Here is a 21,810-nt window from a genome sequence, read left to right on the forward strand (position 1 = left end):
CCGATCACCAATTCGACAAAGCGCGATCGAGCGTCTCGGCCAGTTGCTCGGCATTGTCCCTGGCGAACGGCAGCGGCGGCCTGATCTTCAGCACATTGCCGCGCGGACCGCAGGACGAGATCAGCACGCCATCCTCGCGCATGGCTTCGACGACCGCCGATGTCTTGCTGGCGGCCAGCGCCTCGTCGCCGTCGGCGGTCAGTTCGACGCCGAAATAGAGGCCGTTGTGCCTGACATCGCCCACCATGCCGTGCCGGCCCTGCAGCGCGCGCAGCAGGTCGCCGGTATAGGCACCGACATTGCGCGCATTCTCGATCAGACCCTCGCCCTCGATCACCTCGAGCACGGCAATGCCGACAGCGGCCGCGACGGGATTGCCCCCGAAGGTGTTGAAGTAGCCGGTGTTGGAGCCGAAGGATGAAACAAGCCGCGGCCGCACGAGCACCGCGCCCATCGGATGGCCGTCGCCGATCGGTTTGCCCATGGTGACGATGTCGGGTTCGAGGCCATAATTGACAAAACCCCACATGCCCTGGCCAAGCCGGCCGAAGCCGGACTGGACCTCGTCGGCAATGACGATGCCGCCGGCTTTCCTGACGTGATCCGCCGCCTCGCGCATGACCGCCGCATCGGGGAAGAAAATGCCGTCGCTGGAAAAGGCCGAGTCGAGCAGCAGCGCCGCCGGACGGATATTCTGCGCGCGCATGTCCTCGATGGCGGCGGCGACATTCCTGGCGAAATCATGCGCGACGCGGCCATGGTCGCGGAACGTGTCCGGCGCGGCCACGGTCCGGTGGTGCGCGGGCACGCCCTTCGCCCCGACCGCCGCAGGCGACAGCTGCGCGGTGGCGATCGTCGCGCCGTGATAGGCGAAGTCGGTGATGATGACGCCGCTGTTGCCAGTGGAATGCTGGGCGATGCGGATGGCGAGATCATTGGCCTCGCTTCCGGTGCAGGTGAACATGGCGTGGCCAAGATGGGCCGGAACGGTGCCGAGCAGTTTTTCCGCGTAGTCGAGGATGATCTCGCTGAGATAGCGCGTGTGCGTGTTGAGCGTGGCGGCCTGGCCCGACAGCGCCTCGACGACGCGCGGATGGCAGTGCCCGACCGAGGCGACATTGTTGTAGGCGTCGAGGAATTTGCGCCCCTGCGCGTCGTAGAGCCAGACCCCGCTGCCGCGCACCAGGTGGATCGGGTTGCGGTAGAAGGCGCGGTAGGTCGGCCCAAGCAACCTGGCGCGGCGCTCGATCAGGGCTTGCTCGGATGCCGTCGGTACCGCATTTGCAGGATATGGCGAGGACTGGGACACGAGCATCTACTCCGGATTGGAATGATCTAGAAAAAAGCGGCGGGCATCCGCGGACGACAGCCCGTCGAGCCGTTCAAGCGAGGCCCAGACCTCGGTGATGAGGCGCAGCACATAGTCGCGCTTGGCCGGGAACCGTTCGGCCTGCCAGCTGGCGATGTTGGCGATGAGCGCAAGGCGGGCACGGATCAGATCAAAAAGGATGCCGATTTCTTCGGCCTCGAGCGGCTGCACCGACTGGTAGCCGGCAACGAAGCGCGCGGCGGGCGCGAGCGGATGCCCCTGCGCCGGCCAGCGGTAGACGGCGCCGATGGCAAGGTCACAGATCAGCGGCGAATGGATCATGTCGCCGAAATCGAGGATGCCGGTCACGACCTCCGGCCGCGAAGCGTCCATCACCACATTGTAGGAATTCATGTCGTTGTGGACGATCTGGGCGCGCAGGCTCGGGATGACCGGCGCCGCATGCGCCTCGAAGGCATCCATCACACGCTCGACCATGGCCCGATGGCCGGCATCGGCGATATGCGCCATCATCGGCCGTGTCTTGGCGACCTTTCTGATGTCCCAGAGCAGGTCGCTGCCGGCCGCCGGATGGAAGAAGCCGCGCAGTGCCCGGCCAAGGCGGGCGAGGAAGATACCGAGATTGCGATCCTGCGCCGCCGACGTCGGCGAGCGCGACAGCAACTGGCCGGGCAGATAGGTGACCAGCCGGATGATGCGGGGCGCCGATCCGCCGACGCCGACCGTGAACTGCGCTTCGCCCTCCAGGCTCTTGCGCACCGAAGGAACCAGCAAGGTCGGGTCGACGGCAAGGATGTGGTCGAGCGCCCTGTTCTGGAAGTCCGTGAAGCCAGCCTCCTCTGCCGGGTGGGAAACCTTCAGGACGAACTCGCCATCGCCTTCGGTCTGGACGTGGAAATTGTGGTCGCGTTCGCCCGGCAGCGGACGCGCGCTGCCGGTGAGGCCGTAGTGCCGGCGCAAGATTGCTAGCGCGTCGGCGATCGAAACGTCAGGCGCGTCCTCGGCGAGCGTTTCACCGAAACCGTCGGGCACGGCTGCATTCATGCGCTCACCTCCGGATCGATGGGCTCGAGGCCACACCAGTCGGCGATGAACAGTGCAATGGTCTGGGTGACCTTGCGCACCGAATCGAGATCGACGGCCTCGTCGTAACCATGCGGCATGCGGCAGATCGGGCCATAGACGATCGCCGGCGTATCGGCATAGAGGCCGAAGAAGCGTGCATCCGTCGTCGCCGAGGTGACGTGTTCCGTCAGCGGCTCGCCCCACACGGCGACATGGCTGCGGCGCAGCACGGCTTCCATCTCGTCGGCGCCCTCCAGTACATAGCCCTCGGCCATGAAGCCGTTATAGGTCATCTTGGGCGGGCGATTGGCCAGGAATGGATCGGCACGGGCCGCATCGGCGATGCAGGCTTCGAGCTCGGCCCTGGCATCTTCGAGCTTCTGCCCGGGATAGGTCGCGACCCGCATCTCGAAGACACAACGCGCCGGAACGCTCGATGTCCATTCGCCACCTTCGATCTTGCCGAGATTGAAGCGGATTGGATGCGGGTGATTGCAGAAATGCGGATCATCGACCTTGCGCGCATTCCAGACGATTTCGAGCTGCTTCAGTGCCTGGATGATGACGAAGGCCTTTTCGATGGCATTGGCGCCGGCCGAGAAAGCCCCCGAGGCATGCTGCGGATCGCCGTCGACCTCGACCCTGAACCAGATCGGTCCGACCTGCGCGCGCATCAATCGCGGTTCCAGCGGTTCGGGAATGAAGGCGGCATCGGCGCGGTAGCCGCGCTGCAGGCAGGCAAGCGCGCCATTGCCGGTGCACTCTTCCTCGACCACCGACTGCAGGAACACGTTGGCGGCCGGCTGATAGCCGAGGCCGCGCAAGGCGGCCAGCGCGTAGAGACAAGCCGACAGGCCTGCCTTCATGTCGCCGGCGCCGCGACCATGCATCCAGCCATCCTCGATGGCGGGATCGTAGGGATCGCGCACCCAACGGTCGAGCGGCCCCGTGGGTACCACGTCGATATGGCCGTTGAGGATCAGCGAGCGGCCGGTGGCGTTTCTCGGCGTGTGGGTGGCAACGACATTGAAGGCGTCATCGTAGGACACCGCCACGGGAGAAAACCCCGGCAGGTCGCGAATCGCATCGACATCGACACGCCACATATCGACTGCATAACCATCGGCCTCATAGGCCGCCGCCATGAAGGATTGCGCCGCGTGTTCCTCGCCGCGTTGGGAGGGAAAGCGCACGAGGTCCGCCAGGAATGCGACTTGTCGTGCGAAGCCGTCATCGACCGCGCGCAAAATGGCTTCGTCGGCAATTCGCTCAGGCATGATATTCCGCTTTCTCGTGAATGGTGTATCATATCTCATATGCCATTTCCTGGAAAGGCAAGGAGACAGGTCGGGCCAAAACCATGGCCCAACCCGGGAACCTCTTGGCAGGCGGGCTCAGAGTTGGCATCAGCTTCCTGCATGCTGGCGAAACCGCATGGCGAAGATCGAGGACAGATGCTGGTCACCGAAGGCCCATTGCCGGATGAAATCACCGTTCTCTCGTCCGGCTACCGGCGCGTGCCGGCCGGCAAGATCGTCAATGCCGTGACATGGATGGAAGCGCGCGCACCGGTGCCGGGTCTCGCTCAACCCCTGGCAATGACCCGGATCACCAAGCCCGACAGTACCGCCTACCGCGCGATCTTCCTCGAGATCGGCGCTCCCTGGCTCTGGGATCGCGCCGCCGAAATGTCGGATGCTGAAGTCGCCGCGCATTTCGCCGACCCGCGCCAGCATCTCTATTACGGCCATGATGAACGTGGCGGCCATGTCGGCATGGCCGAATTCCGCGTGGCGGACGGCAACGAGATCGAGATCACCTATTTTGGCCTGTTCCCCGCCTTGACCGGCCGGGGTCTCGGCAAGCGGCTGATGGCGGGAGCGCTCGACCAGGCATGGCGCCTCGGCCCGGAGCGTATCTGGCTGCACACCAGCAGCATAGACCATCACAGCGTCATCGGGTTCTACCGAGCTTGCGGGTTCGAACCCTTTGCGGCGGGGTTCGAAATCACCGACGATCCCCGGATCAAGGGAACCTTGCCGCGCGATGTGGCCCCGCAAATCCCGTTGATCGAAACGGAATGGGTGCCCGGCGCCAGATGAGACCGTCTTCGCAACCTGCCAGCCTTTCGTCGTCTCACCATCGCCGGTGGGTGCGGCGCGAAAGCATCCTGTCGAGGCTGGAGCGGCACATCGACACGCGCATCGTTCTGTTCGCCGCGCCCGCCGGTTTCGGCAAGTCGACGACGATGGCGCAGTGGGCCGCGGAAGTCGCGCGTCTGGGCCGACTAACCGCATGGTTCTCCTGCGAGGCGACGGACAATGACGAAGGCGCCTTCCTGTCGCATCTGGTGGGCGCGTTGCGCCATCTCGTCCAGAATCCCGCCGAACTCGACCTCGCCTTCCAGTCGAGCCCGATCCCGCAGCTCGACGTCGTGCTATCGGCCCTTGTAGCGGGTCTTGCGGCGCGCGACGCCGACATCACCCTGTTCTTTGACGACTACCACGCCATCGAGGCGCCGGTGGTGAAGCGGTTCATGGAGCGCCTGACGAGGCAGGCACCGGCCAACGCCGCCTTCGTCATCGGTTCGCGCAACCTGCCAGACCTGCAACTTGGCAAGCTCAGGGTGCTTGGCGACGTTTTCGAAATCGGCCCGGACGATCTGCGCTTCGCCTCGTCCGAGGCCGAGGCCTTCTTCAACGACAAGCTGGGCCTGAGCGTCAGCAGCGGCACGGTGGAAACCTTGTGTTCACGGACCGAAGGCTGGGCCGCCGGCCTGCAGCTCGCCTCGCTGTCGCTGAGCGCCGCGCATACGCCAGAAACCGTCATCGGCAATTTCACCGGCGCCAACCGCAACGTCGCCGACTTCCTGATGGGGGAAGTGTTCCTGGAGCTGCCGCCGGCCCTGGCGAAGTTCCTGCTCCACAGTTCGATCTTCGAGCGCTTCAGCGCCGAGGCCTGCCGGGCAGTATTGCGCGCGGCCGACGCCGAGGCCGACATCACAGAGATCGAGAGCCGCAACCTGTTCCTGGTGCCGCTCGACGAGGAGCGGCGCTGGTTCCGCTACCATCATCTGTTCCATGACTTCCTCAGCCGCGAAATGGAACGGCGCGAACCGGAGATGATCGCTCCCCTGCACCTGGCCGCCGCCGAATGGTTCGGCGAACGCAAGATGCTGACCGAAGCCATCGGACACGCGCTCGCTGCCGGCGACCAGGCGCGCGCAGCGGTGTTCGTCGAAAACAATGCGCTCGAACTCATCGCCCAGTGCCAGCTGCTTTATGTGCGGCAGTTGCTGGCACTGCTGCCGCGGAAGCTGGTCGACCAGCGCATCCGGCTGCAACTCATCGTGCTGTGGCTGGCGGTGCACTCAAGCCAGCCTGAAATTGCCCAGCAGACGCTCGCCAATGCGCGCAAGCTCGTCGAAACCGGGCCGGCCGACGGCAAGGATCCCGGCACGCTGACCGGCACCACCATCGAGGCCGAGATCGCGGTCCTCGATGCCGCTGTGCACAGCACGCTGGAGCAGTTCGAGGCCGCGCGTGATACCGCGCTGTCCGCCCTGCGCATCATCGCGCCGGACGCCTGGTTCATGGAGGGTGCGACGGCCAACGTCATCGGCTACAATCTCTATGCGCTGGGCGATCTCGAAGGGGCTCGGGCTGCGGCCGACGCCGCGCGCAAGGCGCATGAGCGAAGCGGCAGCCTGCTCGGCGTCACCATCGCCAATTGCTACATGGCCGTCATCGAGCGTTCGGCCGGCCGCCTGCCCGCCGCCGAACGGCTGCTGCGCAACACGATCATCGAGGCCAGGACGCGGATCGGCGCGAACTCATATGCCGAGGCGCTTGCCGGAACGCTGCTTGCCGAACTCGCCTATGAGACCAACGCATCCGGCGAGGCGCTGACATTGGTCGAGAATCTCGGGCCGCTGATCGAGGGCGCCGCCGTCATCGTCTATCCGCTGGCCAGCGTGCCGACCTATGCTCGTGTGCTGCAGCTGACCGGTCGTGGCGACGCGGCCCTCGACATGCTGGAGCGCGTCTACCAGCGTGTGCGCGGTTCCGTTTATCGCCGCCTCGCTTCGGTGCTGGTGCATGACCGCATCCGGCTGCTCATCGACCAGAGCCGCGTCGCCGAGGCGCGCTCTCTGCTGAGCGAGCATCGCCGCGAAAGCGCTGAAACCGCCCCTACCGTCGCCAATGAATTCGAGTTCTTCGCCGAAGGCAGGCTGCTGACGGCGGAGAAATCCTACGCAGCGGCAGCGGCCATTTTTGACACGTTGCTGGAGCGAACGAAAAGCAGCGGACGCATGCGCCGCCACATACTGGCGCTGATCCTGCGCGCCAGGAGCGCCGGCCACGACCAGCGCGAAGCTGATCGCTATCTTCTCGAAGCGTTGCGCCTTGCCCAGCCTTCCGGCTTCATCCGCTCCTTCGTCGACGAGGGCAGGCCTGTCATGGAAGGGTTGATGCGGCTGCGCGCGGCGCAAGCGAAGACCGAGCCGTCCCTGTCGGCCTATGCAACGCGCATCATCCATGCCGCGCAGACCATGCCTGTGCCAACGCGCAAGCCGGCCGCATCCGCGCCCGAAAAGGAACAGCTCACCCAGCGCGAGTCCGAATTGCTGCGCTACCTGTCGGAAGGCATGTCCAACCGCGATATCGCGGTCGCGCTGTCGGTGGGCGAAACAACGGTGAAATGGCATTTGAAGAACATTTTCGGCAAGCTCTCCGTATCGAACCGAGTCCAGGCCGTGCGCGCCGCGCAGGCGGCCGCCAACCTTCGGCCCCCTTCGAAAGGAGGGGCATAGACGTCTGGCCCAACCCCCTCTTTCGGGTCGGGCCATGGCATCGTTAGCCTGCTAGCGTCATCCGGGATTGCAGAGGACGCTGCGTATGGCGACAGGTTACGTTTTTCACGAACAGCTGATGTGGCATGACACCGGCTCCAGCGCCGACATGATGCCTCCCGGCCGTTTCGTGGAACCCGGACGGCATCTGGAATCGCCCGGGTCGAAGCGCCGGCTCAACAACCTGATCCAGGTCAGCGGCCTGGGGCGCCATCTGGTGCCGATCATCCCCGAGCCGGTGACGGTCGACGACCTGCTGCGCGTGCACACGCAGCGCCACGTCGACGATATCAGGACACTGAGCGAGCGCGGTTCGGGCTTCGCTGGGCCGCAGGCGCCGATCGGCCTCAACAGTTTCGACATCGCCCTCTTGTCCGCCGGCACCACCTATGCGGCAATGCGCGCCGTGCTCACTGGCCGTGTCGACAACGCCTATGCGCTGGCACGCCCGCCGGGTCACCATGCAGAGCCCGACCAGGCGATGGGCAACTGCCTGTTCTCCAACATCGGCGTCTCCGTGCGCCGGCTGCAGCACGAGGGCCTGCTCGGCCGCGCGGCGATCGTCGACTGGGACGTGCATCACGGCAACGGCACCGAGACGGTGTTTTATTCCGACCCGTCGGTGCTGACGATTTCGCTGCATCAGGACAATCTCTACCCGACCGGACGCGGCGCGCTGGCCGATAATGGCAAGGATGAAGGTGAAGGCTACAACATCAACATCCCTCTGCCGGCCGGCAGCGGCACCGGCGCATATGAAGCGACCTTCGACCGCATCGTTGCCCCGGCGTTGCGTGCCTTCAAACCGGACCTCGTCATCGTGGCTTCCGGTTTCGATGCGTCGGGCTTCGATCCGCTCGGCCGCATGATGCTCAACAGCGAGTGCTTCCGGCGCCTTGCCGCGCGCATGGTGGCGCTCGCGGCCGAGACGTCACAGGGACGCCTGGTCATGACCCATGAAGGCGGCTATTCCGAAGGCTATGTGCCGTTCTGCGGCCATGCCGTCATCGAGACACTGGCAAACCACCGCACCGAAGTGGCCGATCCCCTGTCGGATCATATCGACGAGTGGGCCGGGCAGGACTTGCAGCCGCATCAGGCCGCGGTGATCGATGCCGCCGAGGGCCTGCTCGCCGGCTTGCGCCAACGCCTCGCAAGTGCTGCCTGACGCGATGGATTTTCTGGTTACCACGCTCCTCAACGCGCTGACGCTGATCAGTATCCTGATGCTGGTCGGGCTCGGGCTGGCGATCAGCTTCGGCCTGATGAACGTGACCAATCTGGCGCATGGCGAGTTCGTCACGGTCGGCGCCTTCGCGGTCTATTTCGTCCAGAGCATCGGCGGCTCCTTCTGGCTGGGGCTGGCCGCCGCCCCCATCGCCGGCGCGGTGGTCGGCTGCCTCCTGGAATTCGCCATCATCCGCCATCTCTATTCGCGGCCGGTCTCGACCGTGCTTGCCACCTGGGGCGTCAGCCTGATCCTGCAGCAAGGGCTGGAACTGACCTTCGGTCTCGGCGCCAAGCCGGTGACGCCGCCGATCGAGGGCACGTTCGACCTCTTCTTCACCGTCTATCCCGCCTACCGGCTGATCCTGATCGCCATCGCCATGCTGACCCTGCTCGGCGTCGTGCTGCTGATCAGCCGGACATCGTTCGGCCTCGACATCCGCACCGTCATCCAGAACCGCGAAATGGCCGAGGGCGTCGGCATCAACACGCGGCGCACCTACGCCATCGCCTTCACCTTCGGCGCGGCCATCGCCGGGCTCGCCGGCGGGCTGGTCGCGCCGCTGGCGATCGTGCTGCCGCAGATGGGCGTCAACTATCTCGCCAATGCCTTCTTCGTCGTCATTGTCGGTGGTGTCGGCTCGATCGGCGGCCTCGTCGCCGGCAGCGTCTTCGTCGGCGGCCTGACCAGCGTGCTCAACTACCAGATCTCGCCGTCGCTGGCGCAGGCGATCGTGCTGCTGGCAGCCATTGTCGCCGTACGGCTGCGGCCCAACGGCCTGTTCAACGGAGCGTCGCGATGATCGCCCGGGACCGCAACTGGCTGCTGATCTTCGCCGTCTGCGCCGTACTCGCCATCGTCTATCCCTTCTTCGCCGACGGCTACCAGCTGACGGTGATCCGCGATGCGCTGATCTTCGGCCTGTTTGCCGCCAGCCTCGACTTCTTCTGGGGCCGCACGGGCATCCTGTGCTTCGGCCACGCCGCCTTCTTCGGCATCGGCGGCTACATCATGGCGCTCATCACGCTCAATGACGCCATCCCCTTCGGCAGCCTGCTCGGCATCATGGGCGCGGTGGCCGGTGCCGCCTTCGTGGCCGCCATCATCGGCTACTTCCTGTTCTTCGGCGGCATCCGCGGCAGCTATTTCACCATCGTCACGCTCGCCATGGGCGTTATCTGTCAGCAGGCCGCGATCTCCTGGAGTTCGGTCACGGGCGGCGACAGCGGCCTTATCGGCATCCCGCCGATCGAATTCGATCTTGGCGGGATGCATGTCGATCTCAGCCAGGATCTGCCCAGCTACATCTTTGTTGCATGCATCGTCGCGGTGGTCGTGCTGGCGCTGTGGTCGATCAGCCGCGGCCGCTGGGGCACGGTGCTGACCGCCATCCAGGACAATGAGGTCCGGGCTGCCGCGCTCGGACACAACGCACCCCTACGGTTGCTCCTCACCTTCGTCCTGTCGGCCGCGATCGCCGGGCTCGCCGGCGCGCTCTATGTCTGCATGGCCGGGCTGGTGGCCCCCGATCTGTCCGGCCTGCTTCTGTCGACCGAAGTCATCGTCTGGGTGGCGGTCGGCGGGCGCGGTACGCTGCTCGGCCCGGTGCTGGGCGCCATCGCCATCCAGCGCGCGCAGCAGACAATCAGCAGCTTCAATCCGAGCCTGTGGCCGCTGCTGCTCGGCTGCGTCTTCGTCATCATCGTCTTCGTGCTGCCGGACGGCATCCTGTCGATCTACGCACGGCTGAAGAGCCTGTTCAAAGGCAGGAGGCAGGCGCAATGAGCGACGTGCTGCTTCAAGCCGAGAATGTCGGCATCCGCTTCGGCGGCCTCCAGGCGCTGGAAGGGTTGAACCTGACGGTGCGCGACAAGGAACTCTGCTGCATCATCGGGCCGAACGGCGCCGGCAAGAGCACCTTCCTCAACGTGCTGACCGGCACGCTTCGCCCGTCCAGCGGCAGCGTGCGCCTCCTCGGCCACGACATTGCCGGCCTGCCGCTGCACCGCATCGCCCGGCTCGGGATCGCGCGAAAATTCCAGATCCCGTCGGTCTTTCCGAACCTCTCGGTCGAAGACAATCTGAAGGTGGCACGGTGGGGTGCGCCCTCGCCGCTTCGCCCGGTCGGCGAATTGCTGGAGCTGGTGGCGCTCACCAATCGAGCCGCCACGCTGGCCGGCGAACTGGCGCATGGCCAGAAGCAATGGCTGGAGATCGGCATGGCGCTGGCGATCGAACCACGGCTGCTGCTGCTCGACGAGCCGACGGCCGGAATGACGCCGCAGGAAACGATGGCGACCGCGCAGATGCTGCTGCGGCTCAAGGGCGAGTTCTCGATTGTCGCCGTCGAGCACGACATACGCTTCGTGCGGGCGCTGAACTGCGAGACGCTGGTGCTGCACCAGGGGCGTCGGCTGCGCAGCGGTCCCTTCCACGAAATCGAGGCCGACGAAATGGTCCGCGACGTCTATCTGGGGAGACGCTGACCATGTTGCGGACATTTGCCGTCTCGGCCGGCTACGGCCCGCTCCCGGTGCTGAACGGCATCGACCTCAGCGTGGCGCCGGGCGAAGTCGTCGGCCTGCTCGGCCGCAACGGCGCCGGCAAGACGACGCTGTTGCGCGTCATCGCCGGCGCTTTGAGGGCCAGCGGCGGCGCCGTGGTTCTTGGCGACCAGGATCTCACCAATGCAGCGGCCTTCCGCCGCGCCCGGGCGGGCATCGCGCATGTGCCGCAAGGCCGGGGCATCTTCAACCAACTCACCGTGCGGCAGAACCTGGAAGTCGGCACACGGGCCGCCCGCGATCGCGGCGACGGCGGCATTGCGGCCGACATCTTCGGCTATTTTCCGATCCTGCGCGAACGCGAGGCACAGATCGCGGGCACGCTCTCGGGCGGCCAACAGCAGATGCTGGCGATCGGCCGCGCGCTGTGCGGCCTGCCGTCGGTGCTGCTGCTCGACGAGCCCTCGGAAGGCATCCAGCCCAACATCGTGCAGTCGATCGCCGAACTGGTGCCGCGGATCGCCCGCGAGCGCGGCATCGCGATCGTTCTGGTCGAGCAGAATCTCGATCTCGTTCTCAAGGCGGCGGACCGCTGCCTGGTGATGGAGAAGGGCAGGATCGTGCATGAGGGCACGCCGGAGGCGTTCGCCGACGAGAGCCTGCTGAAGGATTTGTTGGCCCTGTGAGGCGCGGCTGAAGCGCGCCAGGGACCTGTTGGCTTTGTAAGGCGTGCATGGGGCGCGCCTGGACTGGAAGGGAACACAAAAATGATAAGCAGAAGAACTGTCCTGAAATCCGGCGGCGCTGCCGCCGCCTTCGCCATGGTCGGCGCGCCCTCGATCCTGCGCGCCGCCGACACCGTCAAGGTCGGCCTGTCGATCCCGATCACCGGGCTGCAGGCGATCCTCGGCGAGACGCTGCTGAATTGCTACAAGCTCGCCGCCGCCGAACTCAACGCCGCCAACGGCATTGGCGGCCGCCAGGTCGAGCTGTTCATCGAGGACAACCAGACCACCACCAAGGGCGCCATCGACAAGGCACGCAAGCTCCTCAATGAGGACAAGGTCGACGTGATCATGGGCACGATCATCTCGCCCGAACGCAGTGCGACGCTGTCGGTGACATCGAAGGCCAAGAAGCTGTTCTTCTACCCGACCAATTTCGAGGGCGGCGAATGCAACCGCTATTTTGTCGCCACCGGCCCGATCCCGATGCAGCAGGTCGACCCGATGATGCCCTGGGTGGCCGAGAACCTCGGCAAGACCATCTACATCATGGCCTCGGACTATGCCTGGCCGCAGAAGATGACCGAGGCGATCACGGCTGCCTATGAGAAGGCTGGAGGCAAGATCATCGGCGCCGACTACTATCCGTTCGGCACCACCGATTTCGGCCCGGCCTTCCAGAAGATCAAATCGCTGAAGCCCGATGTCGTCTGGTCGATGGTGGTCGGCAACGACGCTGTCACCCAGCTCAAGCAGTATCGCAGCTTCGACATCAAGCAGCCGCTGATCGCGCCGCTCGACGAGGTCTTCAACAAGGACGCGCTGCCGCCCGGCGTCGCCGCCGGCACCTACGCGCCGCAGCCTTACTGGATGGCGCTCGACAATCCGGTGAACAAGAAATTCATCTCGAGCTTCCGCGAAAAATTCGGCCAGGAAAAGATGGTCAACGGCATCGGGGAGGCCGGTTATAACGGCCTGCATCTCTATGCGCTGGCCGCCGAGAAGGCCGGATCGCTGAAGGACGACGATGTGCTCAAGGCGCTGCCGACCATCGAGTTCGACGCACCGCAAGGCAAGATCCGCGTCGACGCCTCCAACAACCACACGCTCTGCCATTCCTATGTCGGCAAGGCGGCGGCCGACGGCATCAGCTACGAGATCGCCAAGGATTTCGGCACCATCGCGCCGGTCACGCCCTACTGCAAGGTGTAGGCCCTCGCACCCAACCAACCCTGATGGCGGCGTTGCCGCCGCCGTCAGGGCTTCTGGGGCGCCGGCAGCCGCTCGCGCAGTTCGTCGACAAGCACACGGGTGTTTTCGGAATAGTCTATGGGCACGACGACGAGATGCACGCCGCCGCCGGCAAAGGCCTGTTCCAGCGCCGGCCGCAATTGGCCGATCTCGCCGACCCTGGTTCCCCTGGCGCCATAGGCCTCGGCGTATTTGACGAAATCGGGGTTGCCGAAGGTCATGCCGAAATCCGGAAACTCGTCGACCGCCTGCTTCCAGCGGATCATGCCATAGGCATGGTCTTCGAGCAGCAGGACGACAAGGTTCAGCTTGAGCCGGACGGCGGTCTCCAGTTCCTGGCTGTTCATCATGAAGCCGCCGTCGCCGCAAATGGCCATGACGCGGCGTTGGGGATAGAGCAGTGCCGCCATCATCGCCGACGGCAAGCCGGCGCCCATGGTGGCCAGCGCATTGTCGAGCAGCAGCGTGTTTGCCATGCGCGTGCGGTAATTGCGCGCGAACCAGATCTTGTACATGCCGTTGTCGAGGGCGAGGATCCCGTCCGCCGGCATCACGGCGCGCACGTCATGGACGATGCGCTGCGGCGTGAAGCGGTCTTCGGTGGCGCGCGCGGCAATGCGGCTCAAAATGCCTTCACGCAGCGGCAGCAAGGCCCGCGCATTGGGGATCCTGCCTTCGACGCGATCGGCCAGCAGCGCCAGCGAGGGGCCAAGGTCGCCAACGATCTCGGCCTGCGGGAAATAGACCTGCTCGACATCGGCTGAGTGATAGCCGACATGGATCACCTTCGGCCCGTTGGTGCCCATGATGAAGGGCGGTTTCTCGACCGTGTCGTGACCGATGGTGATGATCAGATCGGCCTGTTCTATGGCCTCGTGCACATAGTCGCGCTCCGAGAGCGCCGCCGTCCCCATGTAGAGTTCGGTGCCGCCAGGCACGGTGCCCTTGCCCATCTGTGTGGTGAAATAGGGTATCTGCGTGCGCAGCACGAACTGAGCGATATCCGGGGTCACGCGCGGGCGCGACGCCGCCGCGCCGAACATCAACAGCGGGCGCTTCGCCTCCATGATCATCCGGGCAGCCCGATCCAGCGCGTCCGCGCCGGCGATGGGCAGGTCGACCGGATGCGTCGGCACCAACGCGACCGGATCGCACTGGGCCGCCGCTATGTCTTCCGGCAATTCCAGATGCACCGGACCCGGGCGCTCCTCCTGCGCGACGCGGAAGGCCTCACGCACCAGCGAGGGAATCATCTTGGGCGAGACGATCTGGCGCGACAGCTTGGTCAGCGGCTTCATCGCCGCCACGATATCGACGATCTGGAAGCGCGCCTGCCGCGATGACAGGATGCCCTTCTGGCCGGTGATCATGATCATCGGCATCGCGCCGAGCAGCGCATAGGCCGCGCCGGTCGTCAGGTTGAGCGCGCCGGGGCCTAGCGTGGTGATGCACACGCCCGGCTTGCCGGTGAGCCTGCCGTAGGTAGCGGCCATGAAGGCCGCCGCCTGCTCGTGGCGGGTCAGGATCAGCTGGATCGACGAGCGGCGGATGGATTCGACGATATCCAGGTTTTCCTCGCCCGGAATGCCGAAAATCCGCTCGACCCCTTCGTTTTCGAGGGCCGCCACGAACAGATCCGAACCCTTGGTCATGAACCGTCTCTCCTGCAGTGCGCACATTCCGTCAGCCACCTTCATATGGCACCGGAACGCCGCCTCAAAGACCTGAAGCGCGCACTCATTTTGCAGAAGAGACCCGAATCCGCGTCTCGCGGGTCAAAGGCGCGTCGAGCAAGCCGCCTTGGGCGATGCAAAGAGCTGCGCCGGCGCGGACCACTGGCTGGCCGGTGCGCCGCGCGTGCCGGTGATCAGCGAGCGCAGTTCCGACAGATAGGTCTGCACGAAGAAGGAGGTCTGGCTTTCCAGCGGCGTATAAGGGCCAGGCCTATAGGCGCGCGACAGGATGCCGTCGGCATTGTCCTCGGTGATCTTCTTGTCCTGTACCGTGGTCACGTCCCACATCCAGCTGATGGCGTCGGCATCGACGTCCTGATCGGCGTCCTTGTCGACGAGCCAAGTCAGGATGACGTCGGTCTCCATGGCATTGCGCGGTATCATCTGGAACAGGGTGACATAGTCGTTGGCAGCGCTGGCGAAGGACAGCCGCCCGAGGCGGAAGCCGCTTTCGCCGCCATCATAGGCGCTGCGGCCGCCCATCAGGCACGAGACCCCCTCGCCCGTGTTGGACAAGGTGTTGCGGCCCGAGCCGATCGGCTTGCGGTGCATGGCGAACGGCATGGTGTCGAGGTCGCCCGGCTGCCATGCGCCCTTGTGGAATTCGGCATCGCCGATGACGCTGTGCCACGCCTCGATTTCATTCTGCCATTCGACCGCCTTGTCGGCATCGCGGGTCGCGGTGACTTTGACATGGCCGTTGACGCGGTAATATTCGGGATGCGCCGGCCGGCAATGGTAGCATTCGAGGAAGTTCTCGAGCACCAGCTTCCAGTTCGCCTTGGTCAGGTAGTTCTTGCGGGCGACAATGCGCGCCTGGTCGAGGCCGTTTTCGCGCAACCCATCCGTCAGCCCCGCCGCGACAGGCTCGATGTCGGGCAAGGAATTGGCGTCCAGGCCACAGAACACCAGGCCGCCGAAACATTTCGAGGGCACGCGATGCAGTCCGAGCGCTTCCGGGTCCACGCTTGGCGGAAGATCCTGCCGCGACTGCAGTTCGCCGGTCAGCCTGAACGACCAGGCGTGATAGGGACAGACCAGAAGCTTGCCGCGGCCATCCTTGGTGCAGAGCCGCGAGCCGCGATGGGTGCAGACGTTGTAGTAGGCCGCGATGTCCGCCTCGCCGTCACCGAAGCGCACAACGATGATCTCCTCGTCGAACAACTGACGCACGATGTAGCGCCCTTTCTCGAGCACTTCGCTGGCATGGGCGACAAGCACCCATTGGCGCGGGAACCACAGATCCCGCTCCAGCGCGAAGATGGCCGGGTCTGTATAGAAAGCCTGTTCCAGCGACCAGTCCTGACGCTGCCGGTCAATCAGGCGGACAATCTCGTTTCGATCGATGGGCTGGCTGTTCGGTGTGTTGGCCTGCACGGCGAACACCTTTCTGCACGCTGGCGTTAGGATGATGTTTCGATAGAGTTTGCGATGCCAAAACGGTTGCGGCAAATACAGAAATGGTAGACCTTCATATCGAAAAGGCATGAAGGCAGAACCGGGCTCGAATCGTGAAGACCCTCAAGACGTCACTTCCGCTTCTGAACGCCATGGTCGCCTTCGAGGCGGCCGCGCGGCATGGCGGCCTGACACCCGCCGCGCAGGAACTCAACATCGCGCAATCCGCGGTCAGCCGCCACGTCGCCAATCTCGAGAGGCAACTTTCGGTCGAATTGTTCACGCGTCAGGGCAACCGCGTCGCCATCACCGGAGCCGGCATGGCGCTGGCCGAAGCGATCCGCGAAGGGCTGACGACCATCAGGCAAGCGGTGGAGGAGCTGACCGAGCACGACAGCGACACATTCGTCGTCGGCTGCAGCCATGACCTGGCGCAAGCGTGGCTGATGCCCCGCTTCGGCCTGATCACTTCGCTTGTCGCCGAAGGCCGGGTGCTGCTGCAGACATCCAACGACTACAGGGATTTCGACCAGCCTGAAGTGGCACTGTCGATCCGCTTTGGCGAGCCCGAACAATGGCCTGATCTTGTTACCGAAAAGCTGTTCGACGGAGAATGGTATCCCGTCTGCGCGCCAGCTTTCCTGGCCCGGCATCCGGCGCTTGCGACGGAAGAGCCGCAGACTTTCCTTGACGTGCCGCTGCTGCATCAGGCGACGCCGCCCAGGGCGATCGACAGCTGGCAATCGTGGATCGGAACCGACCGCAAGCTCGAGGGGCCCAGGTTCACGAGCTATATGTCGATGATACACGAGACCATCGCCGGGCGCGGCGCGGCGCTGGCCTGGGCCGGCTTCGCCGATGAACAGCTTCGCCGCGGCCAGCTCATTCGTTTGACCAAGGCCTCGCGTCGCCACGCCGGCTCCTTCCACATCGTGACGCGGAAGAATGCCGGTCCGCTGGTCAGGTCGGTGGCGCATGCGCTGCTTGGCAGCGTCGGCACCAGCTGAGGGATCAGGCTTCGCGGCCAAACCTTGAGGCGTCGTGGCGCGCGCCCCAGGCCGGCATGGCGGCCTCGACCTCGGCTTCGGACTTGAAGGCATCGGAAGCGTAACGGTCGACACGGAAGCGTCCGGGCGAGACGAACGGGGCCTGACCGAGGGCGAGTTCGCAGGCGAGCCGGCCAAGGCCCGGGCCATGGGTGACACCGCTCTCATTGTCGCCGCCGGCGATCACGACGTTGTCGCTGCCCGGGACCTTGCCGACCACGAGGCTGTTGTCAGGTGTGTAGCACGGCACGCCTTGCGCCCAACTCGCGATCTTCGAACCGCGCAGCGGCGGGAAAATCGTCTGCAATTCCGCAAGCTCTTGCTCGGATGTCGCCTGCATGAGTTCCAGATTGTGCGGCTGACCGGGTTCGATGTCGCTGTCGGCCGTTTTGTAGAGAGGTTGATAGTGCCGCCCGGTGCCCCACATGACAGCGCCGAATGTTTCGCGCAGCCACAGCCGCAACTCGCGGCACTGGACTGTCGGGATCGTTGACGGCAACCCCCTGTTGTCGGTGACGATGCGCGTCGCGACGACCCGCAGCAGCGGCAGCTGCCAGCCAAGGCCCGCGATCACCTGGTTGTTCCAGGCGCCGGCGGCAACGATCGCGCCATCGGCCTCAATGCTGCCCTGGTCGGTTTCGATCGTCACCCGGTCACCCGCATCCTGGATGGCGGTGACGCGCGTCCCGTTGCGGAAGACACCGCCAAGCTCGCCGATCTGGCCGGTGAGCACCTTCATCGCCAGGCTGGTATCCAGCTGGATGCCGTGCGGGTTGTAAGCCGCCGAGTGCACGCGCGCCGGATCGATCAGGCCTTGCATCTTCTGGCCGATCTGCGCGGCGTTCAGATCCTGCATTTCCGGCGGCGCGTAGGGAGAGTCCAGCACCGGACGCACGAAGCGCTCGCGTCCATCCTCGGTCAGCGCCATGATCAAGGTGCCGTTCGGCCGGTAGCCGATCTCGACGCCGACCTCGTGCAGCCGGCGATAGAAATCGAGCCCATACTGCTGCAGCTGAAAGCCTTCCTCGCCGAGCGGGATCATGCCTGCGGACCAGTGGGAGACGAACCCCGCACCGGCGCCGGTGGTCGCCGCGCCCGGCTGACCCGCATCGATGATGGTCACCCGGCGCACGCCGGACCGCAGCAGATGCACGGCCGCGCTGCAGCCGATGATGCCACCGCCGATCACGGCGATATGCCGGTTGCCGCCTCCGGTGTGGTTGCCGTTTGTGCTCATCTATTTTGTTCTCCCTTCACTGATGGCCCGGTCCCGCCCCGGCGGGGCCGATATGTCTTTCCAGCCACCACAGGATGCGCGCGGCGCTGTCGATGTATTCGGGGTAACCGCGCAGGCTGTGCCCAGCCTTCGGATAGATGACGAGAGCGCTCGGCGCTCCGGACCTCAGGGCCGCGAAATGGCATTCCTCGGCCTGTCCCGGCGGTGTGCTCTTGTCGATAGCGCCGGCCATGATCAGCGACGGCACGATCTTCTTCTGCTTGTGGAACGCGGGGCTGCGCGCAAAATACTCGCCGCCGGGTTGCCACGGCGACGTCGTCAGCATGATCTCGTCAAATTCAGGGATTTGCGACGTGCGGTGCTGGCTATACCAGTCGCCAACCGGAGAGATCGGCACCGCCGCGGCGAAGCGGTCGCTCTGCGAGGGCAGCCAGGCTGACATGAAGCCGCCATAGCTGGTGCCGGTGACGGCGACGCGCGCGGCATCGACCAGCCCGCGCGCGACCAGCGCGTCGACCCCGCCGATGATGTCCTGCGAGTCGGCGCCGCCCATGTCGCCCTTGACGGCACGGGCAAAGTCGTCGCCGCGCCCGGTGCTGCCACGCGGGTTCGGGAACAGGACCGTCCAGCCGCGGCTGGCAAGAATGGCGCCGGCGCGCGAACGGCCAAGCCAGCGGTTGCGGTGCGCCGAAACCGGCCCGCCATGAACGTCCACCAGGAGCGGCGTCGGGGCCGTCGCGCCAGACGGCCGCACCAGCCAGCCCTGGATCGTCAGCCCGTCCGGCGCCGGCCATTCGAAGGGCTCGACCATACCGCAGGCGGCCATCGCCTTGGCGGCACCGGGCGCGGCCAGCGAGGCCAGTTCAACAATGGAGCCATCCGTCTCTTCGGCCAGGAACGGCGCGCGCGACCAGGATTCAGCGATGAACAGCGAGCCCCTGTCCCCGATCGGATGAGACGCGGGCACCCACTCGCCATGGGTGAGTTCGCGCGACGCCCAATGTTGCGTCGCGACCGCACGGTCGAGCGAGAAATCGCCGCTCACGGTTTCTGGGCCACCAGCACCGGCAAAATGGATGACCGTTGCCGAACGCCATTCGACCGATGTCACATCGATGCCCGGCGTGTCGGCAATTACAACCGCACCGGTTTTCAGATCGAGAATGGAAAGCAGACCCGCGACCAGCCCGCGATCGCTGCAGAATGCCTGGACGAAGGCGACCTTGTCGCCGCCCGGACCGCCCCTGACGCAGCCGATCTGGTCCTTTGGCGTGTGGATCGTCCGCGCGGAGCCCGAGCCGGCATCGACCAGCGCCAGATGCGCCCTGTACCAGCTGCCCTCGCTGTGATCGTCGCTGACCAGGGCAACAATACTGCCGTTGCCGGACCAGCTCGCTTCCCAGACGTTCAGCGGCGGGGCGGTGAGCGGGCGGGCGGCACCCTTGATATCCCAGATCCATATGCGGCGCCAAAGGTCCTCGCCCTCGCCCAGCCGAACCTCGGGCAGCCAGGCAACGGCTTCCGCCTGTTGTTTCTGGGCATAGCCGCCGTGGATACCGGCAAGGTCGGCCGCGGTTCCGGCAACCACCAGAAGAAGTTTCTTGCCGTCCGGCGACCAGTCGAGCTGTTCGATGCGCCCTTGCAAGGCGGCGCTCGCGACAACGACACTGTCGGACCATATCTCGATCAGGTCCGCCGCGGGACCGTCACCCTGGCAGGCGAATGCCAGCCGCGCCCCGTCAGGCGACAAACGGATCTGCCGCGCTTCCCTTTCGCTCAGACGTTTGAGCGGACCGCCACCGCGTGCGACCTGGTAGAGCCTGCTCGCGGGTCCATCCTCGATCGTTCCTTCGAAACTCTGGCCGATGAAATGGAGTTGTCCCGCGCCATGATGGCCGCACAGCGAGCGGCCGCCGAAGACGTGGCCGGGGGCGCCAAGAAGATCGCTGTAGAAGCCATGGACGGCTTCGAATTCCGCCGAGGAGCGAAAATCCCGTTGCATCGGATACCCTCATAATCATGCGCTGCGGACACCACCGCGCGGAGCCGCGCCGCACTGACCTGATGGCAACGACGGCGACCATACAGGCTCAATCGGAGCTGTCTAGACACATGTGTCTGTGGCCTGATAGTTGATAGGCGCTGCATCTGGATCATGCGACCGGAACGCTGATTGATCCGGCGTTCCGAGATGTTGGTACTGCCGAGAGAGCGAGGAAAAAGTGACCGTTTCGAATGCCGCCCGGGCAATTTTTGACAGTGAAATCATTTGGGACGCGCATTCCGGCTTCATGCCGGATCCGGCGGCGGACCTGAACAATCTGCAGATCTGGCGCGATGCCGGCATCGACTATCTGTCGATCGACGTCGGCTTCGATCTGTTGCCCTGGGAGCAGACCGTCAGGACGCTGGCGAATTTCCGCCACTGGATCCTTTCCAATTCCCAGCATTACACCCTCGTCTCCTCGGTCGCGGAAATCCGCAAGGCCAAGGCCGAGGGCAAACTCGCGATCACGTTCGACATAGAGGGCATGAACGCGCTCGACGGCCGCATCGAGATGGTGGAGTTCTACCACCAGCTCGGCGTGCGCCAGATCCTGTTTGCGTACAACAGGAACAATCTTGCCGGCGGCGGCTGCCACGACGTCGAGACCGGCCTGACAGCGTTCGGCCGCGAGGTCATCGACGAGATGAACCGTCTCGGCATGTTTGTCGACGTCACCCATACCGGCTACCGCACTTCAATGGAGGTCATGGAGTATTCCAACCGGCCGGTCATCTTCTCGCACTCCAACCCCAAGGCGCTTTGCGGTCACGGCCGCAACATCACCGACGATCAGATCAAGGCCTGCGCACGCACTGGCGGCATTGTCGCGATCGTCGGGCTCAATCGTTTCCTCGGCGAAGGCCGGACGGATTCGGAGAGGCTGGCCGACCACATCGAATATCTCGTCGATCTGATCGGCCCGCGCCATGTCGGCATAGGGCTGGACTACGCCTTCCCGGTCGACGTCAAGGGTATCGACCGCATCATCTCCGACAACCCGCAATTCTGGCCCAAGAACGAATATCCCGAAGGTGCCACGACCTACTCGGCCCCTGGCCAGATGCGCGAACTGGCCGAGGTGCTGCTGCGCCGTGGCCAATCGGAGCATGCGGTGCGCGACATCATGGGCGGCAATTTCATGCGGCTCGCGAGCGAGATCTGGAAGTAGTCGAGAACACGGGCTGCGCTTCAGCTCTTGCTTCCGCCGACCGGCGGGCCAGCTTGCCAGGGGGGCCGATCGCATCTCGCCCCCCCCGCCCGAGTGCCGGCAGGGGCGGATCGGATATCGGAATTTTGCGCAAGACGCGCCATATCCAAGATTCGAACATGCCAGCAAAATTTTCGCTAGACATACATGTCTATCCCTAGCAGTTTTAGCTGACCAATAAATTCGG

Annotated in this window: 17 protein-coding genes; 10 read left to right on the forward strand and 7 right to left on the reverse strand. The window is 65.0% G+C overall.

Translation table 11 applies throughout. The features are described from left to right. Positions 1-4 precede the first annotated feature (4 nt). From EB815_RS29280 to EB815_RS29290, 3 genes are read right to left on the reverse strand one after another with little or no spacing between them, the layout of a single operon-like run. A complete protein-coding gene (locus EB815_RS29280; RefSeq protein WP_056564642.1) occupies positions 5-1,315 on the reverse strand; it encodes an aspartate aminotransferase family protein in 1,311 nt (436 codons plus the stop codon). Next, positions 1,316-2,374: a phosphotransferase gene (locus tag EB815_RS29285; RefSeq protein ID WP_056564644.1), complete on the reverse strand. Its 1,059-nt coding sequence runs from the start codon at positions 2,372-2,374 to the stop codon at positions 1,316-1,318. Next, positions 2,371-3,672, reverse strand: coding sequence for an ArgE/DapE family deacylase (locus tag EB815_RS29290; RefSeq protein WP_056564646.1), 1,302 nt, complete (start codon positions 3,670-3,672; stop codon positions 2,371-2,373). Before EB815_RS29290 ends, EB815_RS29285 begins: the two co-directional genes overlap by 4 nt. 177 nt (positions 3,673-3,849) lie before the next feature. Between EB815_RS29290 and EB815_RS29295 the strand changes: the two genes are divergently transcribed. The 8 genes from EB815_RS29295 to EB815_RS29330 all read left to right on the forward strand — a co-directional run bounded on the left by EB815_RS29295 (position 3,850) and on the right by EB815_RS29330 (position 12,916). Next, complete coding sequence (locus EB815_RS29295; RefSeq protein WP_245303316.1) at positions 3,850-4,497, forward strand: GNAT family N-acetyltransferase; 648 nt, start codon at positions 3,850-3,852, stop codon at positions 4,495-4,497. Positions 4,498-4,547: 50 nt separating this feature from the next. Then, the gene (locus tag EB815_RS29300; protein ID WP_244493908.1) at positions 4,548-7,208 is read left to right on the forward strand and encodes a LuxR C-terminal-related transcriptional regulator; all 2,661 of its coding nucleotides are present in this window, start codon (positions 4,548-4,550) and stop codon (positions 7,206-7,208) included. A gap of 85 nt (positions 7,209-7,293) precedes the next feature. After that, on the forward strand, positions 7,294-8,415 hold the full coding sequence (locus EB815_RS29305; protein ID WP_056564651.1) for a class II histone deacetylase: 1,122 nt from the start codon (positions 7,294-7,296) through the stop codon (positions 8,413-8,415). A gap of 4 nt (positions 8,416-8,419) precedes the next feature. Beyond that, positions 8,420-9,277, forward strand: coding sequence for an urea ABC transporter permease subunit UrtB (gene urtB / locus EB815_RS29310; RefSeq protein ID WP_056565717.1), 858 nt, complete (start codon positions 8,420-8,422; stop codon positions 9,275-9,277). Next, positions 9,274-10,260 carry a branched-chain amino acid ABC transporter permease gene (locus EB815_RS29315; RefSeq protein ID WP_056564654.1) on the forward strand — a complete coding sequence of 329 codons (987 nt, stop codon included), beginning with the start codon at positions 9,274-9,276 and terminating at the stop codon, positions 10,258-10,260. The genes urtB and EB815_RS29315 overlap by 4 nt, the downstream gene beginning before the upstream one ends. Beyond that, positions 10,257-10,961, forward strand: a complete 705-nt coding sequence (locus EB815_RS29320; protein WP_056564657.1) for an ATP-binding cassette domain-containing protein — start codon at positions 10,257-10,259, stop codon at positions 10,959-10,961. Before EB815_RS29315 ends, EB815_RS29320 begins: the two co-directional genes overlap by 4 nt. Before the next feature lie 2 nt (positions 10,962-10,963). After that, a complete protein-coding gene (locus EB815_RS29325; RefSeq protein ID WP_056564660.1) occupies positions 10,964-11,665 on the forward strand; it encodes an ABC transporter ATP-binding protein in 702 nt (233 codons plus the stop codon). 81 nt (positions 11,666-11,746) lie between these two features. Further along, positions 11,747-12,916, forward strand: coding sequence for a substrate-binding protein (locus EB815_RS29330; RefSeq protein WP_056564662.1), 1,170 nt, complete (start codon positions 11,747-11,749; stop codon positions 12,914-12,916). Positions 12,917-12,960: 44 nt separating this feature from the next. Here EB815_RS29330 and EB815_RS29335 read toward each other — a convergent pair whose 3' ends face one another. Further along, on the reverse strand, positions 12,961-14,607 hold the full coding sequence (locus EB815_RS29335; RefSeq protein ID WP_056564666.1) for an acetolactate synthase large subunit: 1,647 nt from the start codon (positions 14,605-14,607) through the stop codon (positions 12,961-12,963). Positions 14,608-14,730: 123 nt separating this feature from the next. After that, the gene (locus EB815_RS29340) at positions 14,731-16,065 is read right to left on the reverse strand and encodes an aromatic ring-hydroxylating oxygenase subunit alpha (RefSeq protein WP_162258869.1); all 1,335 of its coding nucleotides are present in this window, start codon (positions 16,063-16,065) and stop codon (positions 14,731-14,733) included. A gap of 134 nt (positions 16,066-16,199) precedes the next feature. Between EB815_RS29340 and EB815_RS29345 the strand changes: the two genes are divergently transcribed. Further along, on the forward strand, positions 16,200-17,093 hold the full coding sequence (locus EB815_RS29345; protein WP_065004927.1) for a LysR family transcriptional regulator: 894 nt from the start codon (positions 16,200-16,202) through the stop codon (positions 17,091-17,093). 4 nt (positions 17,094-17,097) lie between these two features. Here EB815_RS29345 and EB815_RS29350 read toward each other — a convergent pair whose 3' ends face one another. Then, on the reverse strand, positions 17,098-18,369 hold the full coding sequence (locus EB815_RS29350; protein WP_056564674.1) for an NAD(P)/FAD-dependent oxidoreductase: 1,272 nt from the start codon (positions 18,367-18,369) through the stop codon (positions 17,098-17,100). A gap of 16 nt (positions 18,370-18,385) precedes the next feature. Continuing rightward, on the reverse strand, positions 18,386-20,371 hold the full coding sequence (locus EB815_RS29355; RefSeq protein WP_065004926.1) for a S9 family peptidase: 1,986 nt from the start codon (positions 20,369-20,371) through the stop codon (positions 18,386-18,388). Between the two features lie 220 nt (positions 20,372-20,591). Here EB815_RS29355 and EB815_RS29360 point away from each other — a divergent pair, with 220 nt between their 5' ends. Further along, entirely contained in the window at positions 20,592-21,584 is a 993-nt protein-coding gene (locus tag EB815_RS29360; protein ID WP_081294663.1) for a dipeptidase, read from the forward strand. Positions 21,585-21,810: the final 226 nt, after the last annotated feature.

Source organism: Mesorhizobium loti (genome assembly GCF_013170705.1).
GTDB lineage: Bacteria > Pseudomonadota > Alphaproteobacteria > Rhizobiales > Rhizobiaceae > Mesorhizobium > Mesorhizobium loti_D.

Bases quoted from the DNA above. Each gene is read 5' to 3' on its own strand.
- EB815_RS29280 (WP_056564642.1), bottom strand. From the start codon at position 1,315: ATGCTCGTGTCCCAGTCCTCGCCATATCCTGCAAATGCGGTACCGACG.
- EB815_RS29285 (WP_056564644.1), bottom strand. From the start codon at position 2,374: ATGAATGCAGCCGTGCCCGACGGTTTCGGTGAAACGCTCGCCGAGGAC.
- EB815_RS29290 (WP_056564646.1), bottom strand. From the start codon at position 3,672: ATGCCTGAGCGAATTGCCGACGAAGCCATTTTGCGCGCGGTCGATGAC.
- EB815_RS29295 (WP_245303316.1), top strand. From the start codon at position 3,850: ATGCTGGTCACCGAAGGCCCATTGCCGGATGAAATCACCGTTCTCTCG.
- EB815_RS29305 (WP_056564651.1), top strand. From the start codon at position 7,294: ATGGCGACAGGTTACGTTTTTCACGAACAGCTGATGTGGCATGACACC.
- urtB (WP_056565717.1), top strand. From the start codon at position 8,420: ATGGATTTTCTGGTTACCACGCTCCTCAACGCGCTGACGCTGATCAGT.
- EB815_RS29315 (WP_056564654.1), top strand. From the start codon at position 9,274: ATGATCGCCCGGGACCGCAACTGGCTGCTGATCTTCGCCGTCTGCGCC.
- EB815_RS29320 (WP_056564657.1), top strand. From the start codon at position 10,257: ATGAGCGACGTGCTGCTTCAAGCCGAGAATGTCGGCATCCGCTTCGGC.
- EB815_RS29325 (WP_056564660.1), top strand. From the start codon at position 10,964: ATGTTGCGGACATTTGCCGTCTCGGCCGGCTACGGCCCGCTCCCGGTG.
- EB815_RS29330 (WP_056564662.1), top strand. From the start codon at position 11,747: ATGATAAGCAGAAGAACTGTCCTGAAATCCGGCGGCGCTGCCGCCGCC.
- EB815_RS29335 (WP_056564666.1), bottom strand. From the start codon at position 14,607: ATGACCAAGGGTTCGGATCTGTTCGTGGCGGCCCTCGAAAACGAAGGG.
- EB815_RS29350 (WP_056564674.1), bottom strand. From the start codon at position 18,369: ATGAGCACAAACGGCAACCACACCGGAGGCGGCAACCGGCATATCGCC.
- EB815_RS29355 (WP_065004926.1), bottom strand. From the start codon at position 20,371: ATGCAACGGGATTTTCGCTCCTCGGCGGAATTCGAAGCCGTCCATGGC.